Here is a 15,565-nt window from a genome sequence, read left to right as displayed (position 1 = left end):
TTAGAAATAGATGCTCGCAATCTTAAAGAAAGAATTTAACGGCTTTTTGAACTCCCTGATCGCCTATATCGTGATCACGGTTTTTCTGGTGGCCATCGGCATGTTCATGTGGGTGTTCCCGGAGAGCAGCGTGCTGGAGTACGGCTTTGCCGATATGCAGACGCTATTTAACATGGCGCCCTGGGTTTTCCTGTTCCTGATCCCGGCCATTACCATGCGCACTTTTGCGGAGGAGAAGCGTGAGGGCACGATAGAGCTGCTCTTAACCAAACCCATCACCGACCTGCAGCTTATACTTGGCAAGTACTTTGCAGCGCTGCTGCTGGCCCTGTTTGCCCTGCTGCCCACGCTGCTTTACTACTACTCGGTTTACCAGCTGGGGAGCCCGCAGGGCAACGTGGACTCTGCAGCCGTGGTTGGCTCGTACCTCGGGCTGGTTTTTCTGGCGGGTGTTTTCTGCGCCATTGGCGTGTTTGCGTCGGCCGTTTCCGATAACCAGATCATCTCTTTCGTGATTGCCGTGTTCCTGTGTTTTATCATCTATACCGGCTTCGACTCTATTGCCTCCGTGCCTGTATTTGGCGGGGTGGATTACCTGATCAGCCAGCTGGGCATCTCTTACCACTACGAAGCCATCAGCAAAGGCCTCGTGGACTCGCGCGACGTGCTGTATTTCCTAAGCGTTATCGCCATCATGATCTTAGCCACTAAACTAGTTTTGAGAAGCAGAAAATGGTAATGGAGCAGCACAAGAGCAATCGCAGCAGCGATATACTGAAATTTTTGGCCTGGGTGGCAGGTATTGTGCTGCTAAACGTGGTGGCTGCTAATTACTTCTTCCGCCTGGACCTGACCGAGGACAAGCGCTACACCATCGCACCGGTTACGAAGCAAATGCTGGGTGGCCTGGAGAATGAGATCGTGGTGGATGTGTACCTGGAGGGAGATTTCCCGGCAGGATTCAAGCGGCTGCAGCAGTCCGTGCGCGAGACGCTGGATGAGTTCCGTATCTACGCGGACGGCAACCTGCGCTACAACTTCATCGACCCCACAGACATAGCCGATGAGAAGCAGCGGAACGAGTTCTATACTTCGCTGGCTCAGAAAGGCATCATCCCCACAAACCTGCGGGCAACAGAAGAGGGCAAGCAGGTGGAGCGCTTGGTGTTTCCGGGCGCTGTTATCCGGTACAAGGGGAAAGAAGCGGCTGTAAACCTGCTGAAAGGCAACCTGGCGGCTACGCCCGATGAACGGCTGAACCAGTCGGTTGAAGGGGTGGAGTACGAACTGGCGACTGCTATCCGGAAGGTGGCGTTTCAAGGCAATAAGATCATTGGGTACATAACAGGCCAGGGAGAGCTGGAGCAGCAGCAGGTAACGGACCTGCTGGGCTCCCTGCAGGAGTATTACCGCGTCGCCCGTGGCGACCTGGCGCAGATTCCATCTTTAGACGGCCTGGACCTTATCATTGTTGCCAAGCCAACACAAGCGTTTACAGAGGCCGACAAGTATAAAATAGACCAGTTTATCATGAAGGGCGGCAAGGCGGTGTTCTTTGTGGACCCGATGTATGCCGACCTGGACAGCGTAGCGGCAGGAGGGACCTTTGCGCTCCCGTACAACCTCAACCTCGACGACCTGCTGTTCCGCTACGGGGTGCGCCTGAACCCAAACCTGATCATGGACCTGAACTCCGGCTTTATCCCGATCGTGACCGGCTACATGGGCGACAGGCCGCAGACGGAGATGATCAACTGGCGCTTTTACCCCTTGCTCAACAACTTCAGCGACCACCCGATCACGCGTAACCTCGATGCGGTGTACTCTAAGTTTGTGAGCACCATGGATACGGTGAAGGCCGACGGTATCCGCAAGACGCCGCTGGTCTATACTTCGGCTTACTCCCGCGTGCTGGATGCGCCGGTGCCTCTCACGCTGGAAGAGGCGCGCCTGGAGGTGAACCCGCAGCAGTATCAGGCGGGCCAGCAGCCGGTGGGCTACCTGCTGGAGGGGCCGTTTACCTCGCTGTTTCGCAACCGCAAGGCTCCGGCCGGGGTGCAGCAGGCAGCGGTACAGGAAAAGGGCGTTCCTACCAAGATTGCCGTCTTTGCCGATGGCGACCTGGTGCGCAACGACATCAACGCGCGAACCGGGCAGGCCTATGAACTGGGGTTTGACAGGTTTAACAACATCACCTTTGCCAACAAAGAGCTGGCCATGAACACCATCCACTACCTGCTGGACTCGGAGGGACTCATCAACGTGCGCAGCAAGGAAATTGAGCTGCGGCCACTGGACAAGGTGCGCCTGAAAGAGGAGAAAACCTATTGGCAACTGCTAAACCTGGTGGCCCCGATTGTGCTGTTGGGCCTGTTTGGCGTAGCGCGTTACTACCTGCGCAAACGCAGGTACGAGCGGTTTTAAAATTATCTGCCTATAACACAGCCTGCCACGAAAAAGGAGTGGTAAAAGGCTTAGGAGAAAAACGAAATATTTTTAACTTTGCCTAAATAACATTATAGGTATACATAATGAAATTTATCGTCTCTTCCTCTGCTCTTTTGAAGCAGTTATCCAGCATAAACGGAGTGGTAACCAACAACCCTGTTGTACCAATCCTTGAGAACTTTTTGTTCGAGATCAACAACAGCACCCTTACCATCACAGCAAGCGACCTGGAAACATCCATGATCACACAGCTGCCGGTGGAGGCAAAGGAGAACGGCCGTATTGCCGCTCCTGCTAAAATCCTGCTGGAGACCCTGAAGAACCTGCCGGACCAGCCGGTAACCTTTACCATCGACGAAGAGACGTATACAATCGAGATCAGCTCCTCCAACGGCCGCTACAAGCTGTCTGGCGAGAACGCGACGGATTTCCCGCGTGTGCCTTCTGTGCAGGGCGGCAACGCCATCGAGATCCCATCGAACGTACTGGGCCGAGCCATCAACAAAACTATCTTTGCCGTTAGCAACGACGAACTGCGCCCGGCCATGACGGGTATTTTTGTGCAGCTGCGCTCTGAGGACGTAACGTTTGTTGCCACCGACGGCCACCGCCTGCTGCGCTACCGCCGCACGGACGTTGGAACAGACCAGGAAGCCTCTATCATTGTGCCGCGCAAAGCGTTTACATTGCTTAAGTCTACGCTGCCGAGCGAGGCAACGGCTGTGCGTATGGAGTTCAACCAGTCCAACGCGTTCTTCAGCTTCGACAACATTCGTATGATCTGCCGCCTGATCGACGAGCGCTACCCGGACTACGAGAACGTTATTCCGGTGCAGAACCCGAACAAGCTGGTGATCGACCGTGCGGACCTGCAGAGCTCCGTGAAGCGTATCTCCATCTACTCAAACAAAACTACGCACCAGATTCGCCTGAAACTGTCCGGGTCAGAGTTGCAGGTATCTGCAGAAGACCTTGATTTCTCAAACGAAGCGAACGAGCGCCTGGCTTGCCAGTACGAAGGGGAAGACATGGAGATCGGCTTCAACGCCAAGTTCCTGATGGAGATGCTCAATAACATCGACTCTGATGAAATTACGTTTGAGCTTTCTACCCCGAACCGTGCAGGCTTGCTTATGCCAATCGTGAACGAGGAGGCCGAAGACGTGCTGATGCTGGTTATGCCGGTGATGCTGAACAACTACGTATAAGCTTTATACTTGAGAATAAACGAAAGGCGGGTCATTTGATCCGCCTTTTTTGTTTTAATCCAAGTATGCTTTGGATCAAAGGTGATCTGCACTGTAACAAAAGGTATAGCAAAGAATAAAGTTATACTTTTCGATTGTGAATTATAAATAACAGCTTATATTGGCGCGTTTTCTTCTTTTTGCCAATGAAACTGTACTTTTACCGCTCTGCACCAGAGGCTTATACGAAAGCTTTCTCACGCTACTATCTTCCCCAAAACCTGAAAGCCTTGCGCCTGCTGTCGCGCGTGTGGCTGCTTATCGCACTTCTTGTGCTGGCCAGCGATTTTGTCTTTCAGTACGCTGCGCACTATAGCGGGGCAGCCTTTTACCGCGTGGCGTACTACAGCTATGCCGTGTCTGGGGCTGCCGTGTGGTTTCTGGACCGGTGGCTGGGAGGGGAAGAGACAGAGCAGAACCATCGCCTGTACCGTTTGCTGTGCCTCGGCTACGCGTTTGTATTCGCTGTGACGTGTTTGCTGATGTCGGTAGCAGTACAGGGGAGCCCGGTAAACAACATGACGATGTACCTGCTGGGGCTGTCGCTGGTAGCCACGCTTTTTGTGCTGGAACTTCGGGAGGTGCTGGTGCTGGCGACGCTGGTGGAGCTTACGTTTGTGGTGGGTGTTGCCTTCCTGGATTTGCCCCTGGAGCGCGTGATCATGAACCAGACCGGCTCTCTTTTCCTCATACTTTTCTTTTTCCTGATTAGCAGGCTGAACTACAGCTTCCGGGTGAACCACTTTATGCAGCTTCGGCTGATAGAGGCGAAGAACGAGGAGCTGAACGCCCTCAACAAAGCGAAGACAGACATACTGGGTATCGTGGCGCACGACCTGCGTGGGCCGTTTGGCAACATAGAGATGATGGCGAAGATGCTCCAGAAGAACACCCTGCCTGCCGAGCAGCAGGCGCGGTTTTACGACATGATCCTGAAGAGTTGCCAAAGCTCCAAGGGCATCATAAACGATTTGCTGGACATGGCCCGCTTCGAACAGGAAGAGCCTTTTGAGCTGGTGCCCGTCGATCTTCGAGCCTTTGTGGATACGGTGCAGCAGGAGTGGCAGCTCCAGCTAAAGGAGTCCAGGAGTCTATCGGTACAGTGCAGTGCCGCACCGCTGCTGGTAAACCTTAATCAGGAGAGGTTTCGCCGGGTACTCGACAACCTCATCTCAAACGCCGTGAAGTTTACCCAGGAGCAGGGGCACATACAGGTCCAGCTCTCGCAACAGCAGCGCCAGGTGCTACTGTGTATCTCCGATGACGGCGTGGGGGTTCCACCGGAGATGCGCCCTCACCTGTTTAGCCCCTTCTCAAAGGCTGGCCGCAAGGGCGTTCGGGGAGAGCACTCCGTAGGGCTGGGCCTTAGCATCGCCAGGAAGCTGGTAGAGCTGCACCAGGGCACGATCGAGATCGATAATGAGCAGCAGCAGGGGGCGTCCTTCCGAATCCTGCTGCCCGCCTGCTCGTAGCTGTTAGCGCTGCCGGCGCACCTGTATGTACACCGGAAAATGATTTGAATAGCCGCCTAAGTATAAGCTGCCGTTGTAGGTGCTGCGCGGGGCCTCTTTATACTTGCCGAAGGTGTATTTGATCTTCACAGGGTCGTAGATGCCCGCTGAGCCACGTACGTACTCCAGCGGGCCCTTTTCATCTACCAACGATTTGGAGACCATGATCTGGTCCAGCATCTGCAGGCTGCCCTCTCTAAGCGAGCTGCCGTGGCCGCTCACAAAGGAAAGGTAGTGCGTGTTAAACAGTTCCTCATTATAGGCTGGATCGGGTCTGCCCGTGGCCTGTAGTGCTTTCTCCAGCACCTCTGCGTCTGGCTCGGCGTTAAAATCACCCATCACAATGATCCTGGTGTTTGGGTCTGCCTTCTGCTGCTTGTCAATTTCCTGGCGCAGGGCTGTGGCTGCAGCACGCAGGCGGCTGTCATCCTGCCTTCTGCGGCGCGTACGGGTAGGCGCAGGCCAGTGGTTAACGTAGATCGTGACCAGCTCCCCGCGCAGCTCCCCCTTCACCTGCAGGATTTCTTGCGCAGCGGCTTTGTCTTTCAGGCCACTGTTGAGGTACTCTGTGGAGGTGGGTTTGAACACGTTCGGCTTGTACAGAAAGGCTAGGTCCAGGCCGTCCGGGCTGCTGCTCTCCCTATGGATAACTTTGTAACCGATCTTGCTGAGAGGGGAGGTGTTGAGCAGGTCATCCAGCACCTGCCGGTTTTCGATCTCGCCCAAGCCAATAATAGCCGGGCCGTTTTTGCCGCCGATGCCAGCTATTACACTGGCTACGTTCTTCAGTTTTTGCTGGTACCGCTCCTGTGTCCACTGCATTTCCCCTTCGGGTGTAAAGGCTTCGTCCGGCGTAGCTGGGGCATCCTGGGTGTCATAGAGCGTTTCTGTATTGTAGAAGGCGATAGTGTAGAGCTTTCCTTTTTTTGACGTTACAGGAAGCCTGGAGCAACCTATAAGGGTGAAAAAGGTAAAAAAAACTAGTAGGGTTTTAAATCCGTGGCGCATCGTGTAACTTTGTGCTTATATATACTAACAGGCATATTACGAGAAATCTATACTATAAAGTTTAACATTGAGCTCATGAAGAAGTCAGAAATATACTTTAGCATTGCCCTGGATGATAACCGCGTACCGGAAGCCATCAGCTGGCGTGCAACAGATGCAGGAGATAAGATCCACTTTGCCAAGGCTATAAACATCTCGCTCTGGGACAGAGACGAGGCCGGCACCATGAAAATAGACCTTTGGACGAAGGACATGCCGGTGGACGAAATGAAGTATTTTTACATCGATACGATGGGTGCCATGGCGCAAAGCATTGCCACCGCCACCAGCGACCAGGTAATGGCCGACAAAATCAGAGCCCTTTGCAAAGAGCTCTCTGACCATGTGGAGGAGGAGCGCCAGAAGAACGGCTAATTGCTTGCAGGTATACTAAAACAGCAGCGCCGCCCCGGTTTCGGGGCGGCGCTGCTGTTTTAGTATACAAGGTAAAAGGTATGTTTGCAGGGGTGCTTAGTTAATACTAACCGTTCCGTTTGTAGCGGTCTGCCCCTCTGCGGCGGCAATACCGCCACCGGCTTCCTGCCCGTTAAGCAGGCTGGAGGCAAATTTCCTGTCTTCCTGGTTGTATGCTTTACGGTCGCCGAAGTACGAGTTGTACTGCACGGTGCTCAGCACATTCTCCAGGTAAAGGTCGCGGCTAGCGCACACGTTTTTGCAAAGTTCCTCTACCTTGGCAGGGTCGCCGGCATACTGCTGCTCAATTGCAGTTATCTGCTCCGCTACCTGCTGGTTTATTTCCCTGATTTTTCTGGATTGGTAGTTATTCAGGCGCAGGTCCCGGATCATTTGATCCGAAATGTGCTTGGCCCTTGCATTTGCCACCGCTTTCGAAGACTTATCCCCGTTTGCTTTTGTAGCAAATGTACACCCGAACATCATGCAAATCATTACCAGTACCTTTTTCATAACTTATCCTTCCTTTTTAGTTTTGTTTTCAATGCTTACTTACTTCTTACAACGAGGCTTTTTCCCTAAAGATTCCAGCCGGCGCAAGTAATTTGTTTACCTAATATAGTGCATATACTATGCCAAAAAGCCCGTTTAACCTAATATTAAACGGGCTTTTTTATATTTTTACAAGGATGGTGTTACCACTCGTTCATCCACATCATCGACTCCACTGGTGTGATGGTGCGGTGGTTGTACTTGGCGTTCTTCTTGGTGTTGTAGTAGTTCTCTATGCCCCCTTTTACCTCAAAGTAGATCAGCTGGCCAATCGGCATGCCGTAATACACGCGTACTTTCTGCGACACAGAAATCTCCAGAGTCCAGGTGTTGCAGAAGCCAACATCGCCTTTGCCGGCCGTGGCGTGGATATCGATCCCGAGGCGGCCCACACTGGATTTCCCCTCCAGGAACGGCACGTGCGCATGGGTTTCGGTATACTCCAGGGTTACGCCCAGGTACAGGTTGCCTGGCTCCAGCACAAAGCCCTCCTCCGGTATCTCGAACGTTTCAATTTCATTGTGTTTGCGGGCGTCCAGCACTTCGTCGGTGTACTGAGCCAGGTAGCGGCCCAGGTGCACATCGTAGGAGTTCGTGCCAAGGCAGGAGCGATCAAACGGCTCCACCAGAATGGTGCCCTTCTCAATCTCCTCCAGTATCTGTTTGTCTGATAAAATCATGTTGGTGGGTATTTAGGAATGTAAAAGTAAGGAGAAGCGGCCTATGTATCAAACATAAAAAGCAAAAGCGGCGGCACCTTTTGCTGGTGTCGCCGCTTTTGCTTTTTATACTTGCTTAGGCTTGCAGTGCCTCCTGCAGTGCCTCGTAGTTGGCCTGTACATACTGCGCCACCAGCTCCTCGGAGATGGCCGTAGACACGAACAGGGCTTCGTACTGCGATGGGGCCAGGTACACGCCCCGCTGCAGCATGGCATTGAAGTAGCGGCCAAAGAAAGCCGTGTCAGATGTTTTGGCGCTCTCGAAATCAGTAACAGGCTGCTCTGTAAAGAAGATGCTGAACATGGAGCCTACACGGTTGATCGTGAAGTTCAGGCCCAGCTTCTGCATGTTCTGCTGCATGCCGGCCACCATGCTGGCGGTGGTCTGCTCCAGCTGCGTGTACACCTCCGGGTGCTCTTTCAGGTAAGTCAGCATGGCCATTCCCGCCGACATGGCGATGGGGTTGCCCGACAGGGTGCCTGCCTGGTAAACAGGGCCGGCAGGGGCCACAAAGTCCATGATCTCTTTCTTGCCGCCGTAAGCGCCTACCGGCATGCCGCCGCCAATGATCTTGCCCATGGTGCTCATGTCTGGTGTAACACCGTAAAGCTGCTGCGCGCCACCGGCTGAAAGCCTGAAGCCGGTCATTACCTCGTCAAAAATAAGGATGATCCCTTCTTGGTCGCATAGGTCGCGGAGGCCTTGCAGGAAGCCATGCGCAGGCGTTACAAGGCCCATGTTGCCCGCTACAGGCTCCAGGATGATGGCGGCTACCTGCCCTTTGTTGGCCTCAACCAGTGTGCGTACTGCATCCAGGTTGTTGAAAGGCGCGGTGAGGGTGTCGTTGGCGGTGCCTTTGGTTACACCGGGGCTGTCGGGCACGCCAAGCGTAATGGCCCCGCTACCGGCAGAGATCAGGAATGAGTCGCCGTGGCCATGGTAGCAGCCTTCAAACTTTATGATCTTATCGCGCCCGGTAAAGCCACGCGCCACACGAATAGCCGACATGGTAGCCTCTGTGCCCGAGTTTACCATGCGCACTTTCTCTATACTTGGCACCATGCTCACAATCAGCTCGGCAATCTCAATTTCCTTGCGGGTGGGCGCTCCGAAAGAGAGGGAGTTCGGGATGGCCTCTTTTACGGCCTCGTTCACCACATCCGCTGCGTGGCCCAGAATCATGGGGCCCCAGGAGTTGATCAGGTCGATGTAGCGGTTACCGTCTTCGTCGAACATATAAGGCCCTTTGGCCGAAACCATGAAACGCGGATTGCCTCCTACGGCTCTAAATGCACGGACAGGGGAGTTAACTCCGCCGGGAATGCTGCTTTGCGCGCGAAGGAACAGCTCGTTGCTTACTGGTGCTTGTATCATACAGTGTAATGGTCTTTAATGGTGGTCTTGATTAAAAAACAGGGTTTACGACGGTTAGCTCCAGGTTGTCCAGCTTGGTGATGGGCACAAACTGGTTATCCGTCTGCAGTTGGTTGTTCTGGCTGCGGTCAGTGTAGCCTACGCCGTTGTAAAATACGCCAGGGTGTACACCTGTTGCTGCCAACTGCCCGTTGAACTGCGGCCCGTACTGGTGCAGCAGCTGCCCGAAGTAGTACAGCATCTCAAAGCCGGCGTAGGCGTACTGCGACGGCGTCAGGTTATACTTGCTGATGTACTTCTCCCGGAACCACTTGCTTTCCGGCTTTTGCTTGTCTATGTACTTTGGGCTAACGAAGTACGCCTCCAGGTTATCGAGCTGGCGCAGCGTGATCTGGTTTATGTCCAGCCACTTGTCGTAAGTGATCAGCGGCAGCTTTGGAGCTTTGCTCTGCAGTGTGCTGGTGGCGTTAACTGCTGCCGTCATTTTATCAGAGAACACAGCCAGGTGGCCAATATCCTCCAGCTTCAGGTTGTTAAACGCGGTAGCCGTGGCGGTGGCCTCGGCAGGGTTAAACTTTTTGTAGGTCTTTACCTTGCCACCCAGTTTCTGGAACTGCTGGCGGTAAAAGTAGGCAAAGGTCGTGTCCTCTTTGGCGTTCTCAAACAGGATTGTGGCTGTTTTGGGCGAGAAGTTCTGGTACGCGAAGGTAGCGGCCTGGCGGGCCTGCGTTGCGATGGAAGACTCAAACAGAAACACGTTGTTGTTCCCCTTGGCCATGTCCACGTCCTGCGACAGCGGGTTGATGACGTTGATGTTGTTTTTGGCGGCATAGCGTGCCGCCACCTTTGCCGTGGACTTATAGATTGGCCCGATCAGCAGGTCCATTTGCTGCACCTCCGGCAGTTCCAGCACGCGCTTCACACCCACAGTGTCCGCGCTGGTGTCGTAGGTGAACAGGTTGATGTTTATGCCTTGCTGCATAAGCGAGTCCTGGGCCAGTTTCATACCGGCGTACATGTCGGTCACGAACTGGTTTTTACGGGCAGTCTGGGAGTACGGTTGGTTTAGCTGGAAGGGTAGGAGCAGGGCCACATCGTAGCCTTTGTTGTTAAGGGCCGCTTTGCTCAGGTAGCGGTTACGGTCTAGCTTAAACTCCTGCACCAGGCTCTCCAGCAGTTGGCGGTCCTGCGGCCTGTACCATCCTGCGATTAATTTATCTGCGTATACCTGGGCTACTGTCTTGTCTGAGCCGAAGCGGCGCATCAGCTGCTCATAGCGGCCTCTGTCGTTTACCCGCATCAGGTAGTACCTTTTAAGCCCTTCTGCATCGCTGGCGAGGGAGGTGCCCTGTAGCTCCTGCAGCTTGCTCAGGGCGCGCTCGTACTCTCCCTGTTCAAACAGCACGTTTGCCAGTAAGTAGTCTGCGTCAGCCATGCCTTCCCAGCTCGGGTGCTGGTTCTGCAGCTGTAGCAGCATCTTGTAGGCTTCGTCTGTTTTGCCGCTCTTCAGGGCTGCCAGCGCATAAAAGTAAGAAGCCTCCGGCGCGTAGGCGCTGCCAGTGTTTGTGAGCGGCAGCAGTTCTGCCATGGCTAAATCATAGCGTTGCTGCTGCAGCAGTACCTTTCCGTTGCTGTAAGTGGTGGCAGGGTCTTGTGTCTGCGCCAGTGCAGGTAGTGCCAGTGCTGCGGCAAGCGCTACACCAGCAATGTTTTTCCGGATGCTTCTGTTCATGTGTTGACTCGTTTTGAATGAGCAAATGAGCGACTGCGTAATTAGAATTTCTTTTAATCACCCAGTCACTCATTCAAGTTCACTCATGATGGTTATTCCCACTCAATAGTGGCAGGTGGCTTCGAGCTGATATCGTACACCACGCGGTTTACGCCTTTTACTTTGTTGATGATCTCGTTCGACACGTCGGCCAGAAACTCATACGGTAAACGGCTCCAGTCTGCCGTCATGCCGTCTATACTGGTCACGGCGCGCAGCGCCACTACGTTTTCGTAGGTGCGCTCATCGCCCATCACCCCCACAGACTGCACAGGGGTCAGGATAGCGCCTGCCTGCCATACCTCATCGTACAGCCCTGATTTTTTCAGGTTGCTGATGAAGATATGGTCCACCTGCTGCAGCACCTGTACTTTTTCTGGTGTGATGTCTCCCAGAATACGGATGGCAAGGCCCGGGCCCGGGAAGGGGTGGCGGCCAAGTATGGTTTCGTCGATCTCCATGGTTCTGCCTACTAAACGCACTTCGTCTTTGAAAAGTGTTTTAAGCGGCTCCACCACTTTCAGCTTCATAAAGTCTGGCAAGCCACCTACGTTGTGGTGCGACTTAATGGTGGCAGAAGGTCCTTTTACACTCATCGACTCAATCACGTCCGGGTAAATGGTGCCCTGCGCCAGCCACTTCACATCCTCAATCTGGTGCGCTTCGTCGTCAAATACCTCTATAAATACGCGGCCGATGGCCTTGCGCTTCTGTTCCGGGTCTGTCAGCCCGGCCAGGGCAGTGTAGAACTTTTCTTTGGCGTCCACGCCTTTTACGTTCAGCCCCATGTGCTTGTAAGAATCCAGCACGGTTTCGAACTCGTTTTTGCGCAGCAGGCCGTTGTCCACAAATATGCAGTACAGGTTTTTGCCGATCGCCTGGTGGATGAGCATGGCGGCCACGCTGGAGTCCACACCGCCTGAAAGGCCCAGTACTACTTTATCGTTGCCGATCTGCTCTTTCAGCTCGGCAACGGTGGCATCTATAAACTGCTCCGATGTCCAGTCCTGGAGGCATCCGCAGATATGCACCACAAAGTTGCGCAACAGGGTCTTGCCCTCGTCGGAGTGCGTTACTTCCGGGTGAAACTGAATCCCGTAGGTATCCTGGTCGCGGAGTTTGTATGCGGCCACGCGTACGCTGTCGGTGCTGGCAATCACCTCAAAGTTGTCCGGTATCTCCCTGATCGTGTCTCCGTGCGACATCCACACCACCGAACCGAGCGTGAGCTCCTTCAGCAGGCGGTCGTGGTTGTGCAGCACGCTCAGGCGGGCACGGCCGTACTCCCGAATGGTAGAAGGGGTAACCTCACCGCCTTTTTCATGTGCGATCAGCTGTGCGCCGTAGCACACGGCCAGCACAGGCAGCTTTCCTAGGTACTGGTCCAGGTCAATGTTGGGGTGTTCAGCGTCGCGTACAGAGCAGGGGCTGCCCGAAAGGATAACGCCTTTTACTTCGTCTGTGAGTTCCGGCACGTTATTGTACGGGAAAATCTCGCAGTACACGTTAAGTTCGCGAACCCTTCTGGCAATAAGCTGGGTATACTGCGAACCAAAATCGAGGATGAGAATTTTTTCTGGCATGCGCAAAGGTAAGGTAGTTTGGTGGTACAAGGCAATTTTATTTAAGGAGAACTCGCGGTTGCCGGGCAAGGGAGCTTTCTTATAGCCTGGCCCGGACGTAAAGCTAAGAGGAGAAGGGAGAAGCTGCCCTTACGTACAGCGTGTACCGCCCCGCTTGAAAAGGTTTTATTTTTTTCTCTGGCCTAACCTGCTGGCCCAGAGTTGCAATGGTCTCGGAAGGCCGATCGTGTAGTTTTTATTTAGCCTAAAGTTTGTAATTAAAGATTTTGTCCGTACTTTTGTAACGGCAAATCGGCACGGCCAGCTCCCGCTGAACTCCTCCAGGACCGGAAGGTAGCAAGGGTAAGCGGTTGTAGCGGCGCGATGTTCGGTTTGCCACTTTTTTTTGCCCTATCCCCAAGGCTTCCACAGCCATTCAAATTTCACCACATTCTTTCCGGATTCCCGATTAATGCGTTAGATTTGTAGAGAAAACCTACTAGATCACCAGCATTATGAAATTCTTTATTGATACTGCAAACCTGCAGGAAATTCAGGAGGCGCATGACCTCGGCGTGCTTGATGGCGTAACCACAAACCCGTCGCTTATGGCGAAAGAGGGTATTTTTGGCCACGACAATGTAATTGCACACTATAAGAAAATAAGCGAGATAGTGGATGGCGACATCAGTGCAGAAGTTATTGCCACTGATTTTGAAGGCATCGTGCGCGAAGGCGAGTTCCTGGCAGAGCTGCACCCGAACATCGTGGTGAAAGTGCCGATGATCCGCGACGGCGTAAAAGCTATCCGTTATTTCAGCGAGAAGGGCATCAAAACCAACTGTACGCTGGTGTTCTCGGCTGGGCAGGCTATTCTGGCGGCTAAGGCAGGAGCTACGTACGTTTCTCCTTTTGTAGGCCGCCTGGATGATATCTCTACGGATGGCATGCAGCTAATTGAGCAGATCGTGCAGATCTACGGCAACTATGGCTACCAAACGCAAGTACTGGCGGCTTCCGTGCGCCACGTCATGCACCTGGTGCAGTGCGCTGAGGTGGGAGCCGATGTGGTTACCTGCCCGCTGAACGTGATCACAGGCCTGCTGAAGCACCCGCTGACAGACAGCGGCCTTGAGAAGTTCCTGGCTGACCACGCCAAAGGCAACAAGTAAGCATAATTATGAATGGCGAATTATGAATTATGAATGGGAGCATCAAACTTCTCATTGTAATTCATAATTCGTATTTTCTAATTCATAATTCCAGATAATGTACATAATCAAGGTTAAGGGCAAGGCCAAAATTCCGGATTACATACAGCTCCGGGATGAAAATTTCGTGCTGATCGCCTATTTCCGGGCAGACCGCCCGCTCAAAAACCTCGACCGCTATGGTTTGGAGGGTAAAGAAGACGCGCTTGCCGCGCTAATTGACTCACTTGAGTTCGGCAAACTTCAGAAATTAGAATTATAAGTACCTATGAATTTTTCCTCTTCACCGGTGGTGTCGCTTCGTGACGTGGCCATTTACCAAGACGTGAACACCGTTCTCAGCAGTGTGAATTTCGATATTGAGAAAGGTGAGTTTGTTTACCTGGTGGGCCGTACCGGAAGCGGAAAAAGCTCCCTCCTCAAAACGCTCTACGGAGACCTGCCTTTGTTGGTGGGCCAGGGCGCTGTGGCTGAGTTTAACCTGGGCAAACTGCCCCGCAAGCAGGTGCCTTACCTGCGCCGGAAAGTAGGCATTATCTTTCAGGACTTCCAGTTACTGTTCGACAGGTCTGTAGCCGAAAACCTGGCGTTTGTACTTAGGGCCACCGGCTGGCGGGACAAGTCGAAGCGCAAGCAGCGCATTTCGGAGGTGCTGATGCGGGTAGGCCTGGACGCGGCAGCCAACAAGATGCCACACCAGCTTTCGGGTGGTGAGCAGCAGCGTGTGGTAGTGGCCAGGGCTTTGCTGAACGAGCCTGTGATTCTGTTCGCCGATGAGCCCACCGGTAACCTGGACCCGCTCGTGGCGGATGAAATTATGCAGCTCTTCCAGGAGATCAACAACCAGGGAACGGCTGTTTTAATGGCCACCCACAACTACGAGATCATCAACCGTTACCCGCGCCGCGTGCTGAAGTGCGAAAAAGGGCACGTGCTGGACTCCAATGTGCAGGAGTTTAGCCTGATCAGCGGCTACCAGGCTTCCTGATCAGACGTTGCCAATGTTGGCCTCTTCCCGCATCTCCCGGTAGCGATTCTGCGCCTGCTGTATGTCGTTTTTAACGGCGGCGGGCAATTGGTTCTCCAGGCTTCGGTAACGGCTGTTGAGCGAACTCCACCAGCCTTCGATCAGGTTCCAGTCGCGTGCCTCGTACTGCGCTGTGTTGCCTGCCATGGTGGAAACGAAGCGGTCAAACACCCCGGCAATGTTTTCGGCGGTCACATCGCTCATGTCATCATCCTTAATTTCGAGGCCAAGCAGCTCTTGGCGTAAGGTGTAGCGGCGGCTGGCATCGGCATACTGTTGCTCGCGCTGTTGCATGGCGTTGTTATAGCGCTGGTCCAGTTCTTCCACTTCCGCACGCTGGTTTTCGTCGAGCTCTTCCAGGTTTGTTTCTATTACCTCGCGTTTCTCATCGTACATCTCCTGCAGGTTGGCTTTTTCCGTTTCCCAGCGGGAGTCGTCCTCGTTTGACTGGTGCAAAGCCCGCAGCTCCACCTCGCTAAGGCTGTCTTGTTCAAATTCGGTTACAAAGGTTCGGTAGTCGGCCACGGCACGGTCGCGCTCGGCATCTGCCTCTGAGTTACCGTTGCAGGCTGCCAGAAAGAACGGGAGGCACAGGGCCCAAAGTATGTTTTTTGTCTTAAGCATAGTTTTATTCTTATATCTAGAGTTCTGTTAACGCGGCACATTTAGAAGGGGTTACGC

Annotated in this window: 15 protein-coding genes and 1 other RNA gene; 9 read left to right on the top strand and 7 right to left on the bottom strand. The window is 53.6% G+C overall.

Annotated elements, in window-relative coordinates:
- Nucleotides 1–10: 10 nt before the first annotated feature.
- The 4 genes from gldF to CA264_RS08095 all read left to right on the top strand — a co-directional run bounded on the left by gldF (nucleotide 11) and on the right by CA264_RS08095 (nucleotide 5,167).
- Nucleotides 11–739, top strand: a complete 729-nt coding sequence (gldF, locus tag CA264_RS08110) for a gliding motility-associated ABC transporter permease subunit GldF (RefSeq protein ID WP_025606182.1) — start codon at nucleotides 11–13, stop codon at nucleotides 737–739.
- Nucleotides 739–2,424, top strand: a complete 1,686-nt coding sequence (gene gldG, locus CA264_RS08105; RefSeq protein WP_237151197.1) for a gliding motility-associated ABC transporter substrate-binding protein GldG — start codon at nucleotides 739–741, stop codon at nucleotides 2,422–2,424. Before gldF ends, gldG begins: the two co-directional genes overlap by 1 nt.
- 107 nt (nucleotides 2,425–2,531) lie before the next feature.
- Nucleotides 2,532–3,656 carry a DNA polymerase III subunit beta gene (dnaN, locus tag CA264_RS08100; protein WP_025606178.1) on the top strand — a complete coding sequence of 375 codons (1,125 nt, stop codon included), beginning with the start codon at nucleotides 2,532–2,534 and terminating at the stop codon, nucleotides 3,654–3,656.
- A 185-nt stretch (nucleotides 3,657–3,841) separates the two neighbouring features.
- Nucleotides 3,842–5,167: a sensor histidine kinase gene (locus tag CA264_RS08095; RefSeq protein WP_025606177.1), complete on the top strand. Its 1,326-nt coding sequence runs from the start codon at nucleotides 3,842–3,844 to the stop codon at nucleotides 5,165–5,167.
- A 3-nt stretch (nucleotides 5,168–5,170) separates the two neighbouring features.
- On the opposite strand, the gene CA264_RS08090 is transcribed toward CA264_RS08095, so the two are convergent.
- Nucleotides 5,171–6,214: an endonuclease/exonuclease/phosphatase family protein gene (locus CA264_RS08090; protein WP_025606175.1), complete on the bottom strand. Its 1,044-nt coding sequence runs from the start codon at nucleotides 6,212–6,214 to the stop codon at nucleotides 5,171–5,173.
- Between the two features lie 75 nt (nucleotides 6,215–6,289).
- Between CA264_RS08090 and gldC the strand changes: the two genes are divergently transcribed.
- Nucleotides 6,290–6,628, top strand: coding sequence for a gliding motility protein GldC (gene gldC / locus CA264_RS08085; RefSeq protein ID WP_025606173.1), 339 nt, complete (start codon nucleotides 6,290–6,292; stop codon nucleotides 6,626–6,628).
- 96 nt (nucleotides 6,629–6,724) lie between these two features.
- Here the strand turns inward: gldC and CA264_RS08080 are convergent, their stop codons facing one another.
- From CA264_RS08080 to guaA, 5 genes are all read right to left on the bottom strand, one after another.
- Nucleotides 6,725–7,180, bottom strand: coding sequence for a hypothetical protein (locus CA264_RS08080; protein ID WP_025606171.1), 456 nt, complete (start codon nucleotides 7,178–7,180; stop codon nucleotides 6,725–6,727).
- Nucleotides 7,181–7,362: 182 nt separating this feature from the next.
- On the bottom strand, nucleotides 7,363–7,899 hold the full coding sequence (dcd, locus tag CA264_RS08075; protein WP_025606169.1) for a dCTP deaminase: 537 nt from the start codon (nucleotides 7,897–7,899) through the stop codon (nucleotides 7,363–7,365).
- A gap of 115 nt (nucleotides 7,900–8,014) precedes the next feature.
- Nucleotides 8,015–9,313, bottom strand: a complete 1,299-nt coding sequence (hemL, locus tag CA264_RS08070; RefSeq protein WP_025606167.1) for a glutamate-1-semialdehyde 2,1-aminomutase — start codon at nucleotides 9,311–9,313, stop codon at nucleotides 8,015–8,017.
- A 31-nt stretch (nucleotides 9,314–9,344) separates the two neighbouring features.
- The gene (locus tag CA264_RS08065; protein WP_025606165.1) at nucleotides 9,345–11,045 is read right to left on the bottom strand and encodes an ABC transporter substrate-binding protein; all 1,701 of its coding nucleotides are present in this window, start codon (nucleotides 11,043–11,045) and stop codon (nucleotides 9,345–9,347) included.
- A gap of 92 nt (nucleotides 11,046–11,137) precedes the next feature.
- Nucleotides 11,138–12,667, bottom strand: coding sequence for a glutamine-hydrolyzing GMP synthase (guaA, locus tag CA264_RS08060; protein ID WP_025606164.1), 1,530 nt, complete (start codon nucleotides 12,665–12,667; stop codon nucleotides 11,138–11,140).
- A 282-nt stretch (nucleotides 12,668–12,949) separates the two neighbouring features.
- Between guaA and ffs the strand changes: the two genes are divergently transcribed.
- The 4 genes from ffs (at nucleotide 12,950) to CA264_RS08040 (ending at nucleotide 14,845) form a co-directional block, all read left to right on the top strand.
- Nucleotides 12,950–13,050, top strand: an RNA gene (gene ffs, locus CA264_RS08055) — signal recognition particle sRNA small type.
- A gap of 111 nt (nucleotides 13,051–13,161) precedes the next feature.
- Nucleotides 13,162–13,818 carry a fructose-6-phosphate aldolase gene (gene fsa, locus CA264_RS08050; protein ID WP_025606162.1) on the top strand — a complete coding sequence of 219 codons (657 nt, stop codon included), beginning with the start codon at nucleotides 13,162–13,164 and terminating at the stop codon, nucleotides 13,816–13,818.
- A 97-nt stretch (nucleotides 13,819–13,915) separates the two neighbouring features.
- Complete coding sequence (locus CA264_RS08045; protein ID WP_025606160.1) at nucleotides 13,916–14,119, top strand: hypothetical protein; 204 nt, start codon at nucleotides 13,916–13,918, stop codon at nucleotides 14,117–14,119.
- Nucleotides 14,120–14,125: 6 nt separating this feature from the next.
- Entirely contained in the window at nucleotides 14,126–14,845 is a 720-nt protein-coding gene (locus CA264_RS08040; RefSeq protein WP_025606159.1) for a cell division ATP-binding protein FtsE, read from the top strand.
- Here CA264_RS08040 and CA264_RS08035 read toward each other — a convergent pair whose 3' ends face one another.
- Nucleotides 14,846–15,508 carry a hypothetical protein gene (locus CA264_RS08035; protein WP_025606158.1) on the bottom strand — a complete coding sequence of 221 codons (663 nt, stop codon included), beginning with the start codon at nucleotides 15,506–15,508 and terminating at the stop codon, nucleotides 14,846–14,848.
- Nucleotides 15,509–15,565: the final 57 nt, after the last annotated feature.

Source organism: Pontibacter actiniarum (assembly GCF_003585765.1).
GTDB lineage: Bacteria > Bacteroidota > Bacteroidia > Cytophagales > Hymenobacteraceae > Pontibacter > Pontibacter actiniarum.
This window is presented reverse-complemented; position numbering and strand designations above follow the sequence as displayed.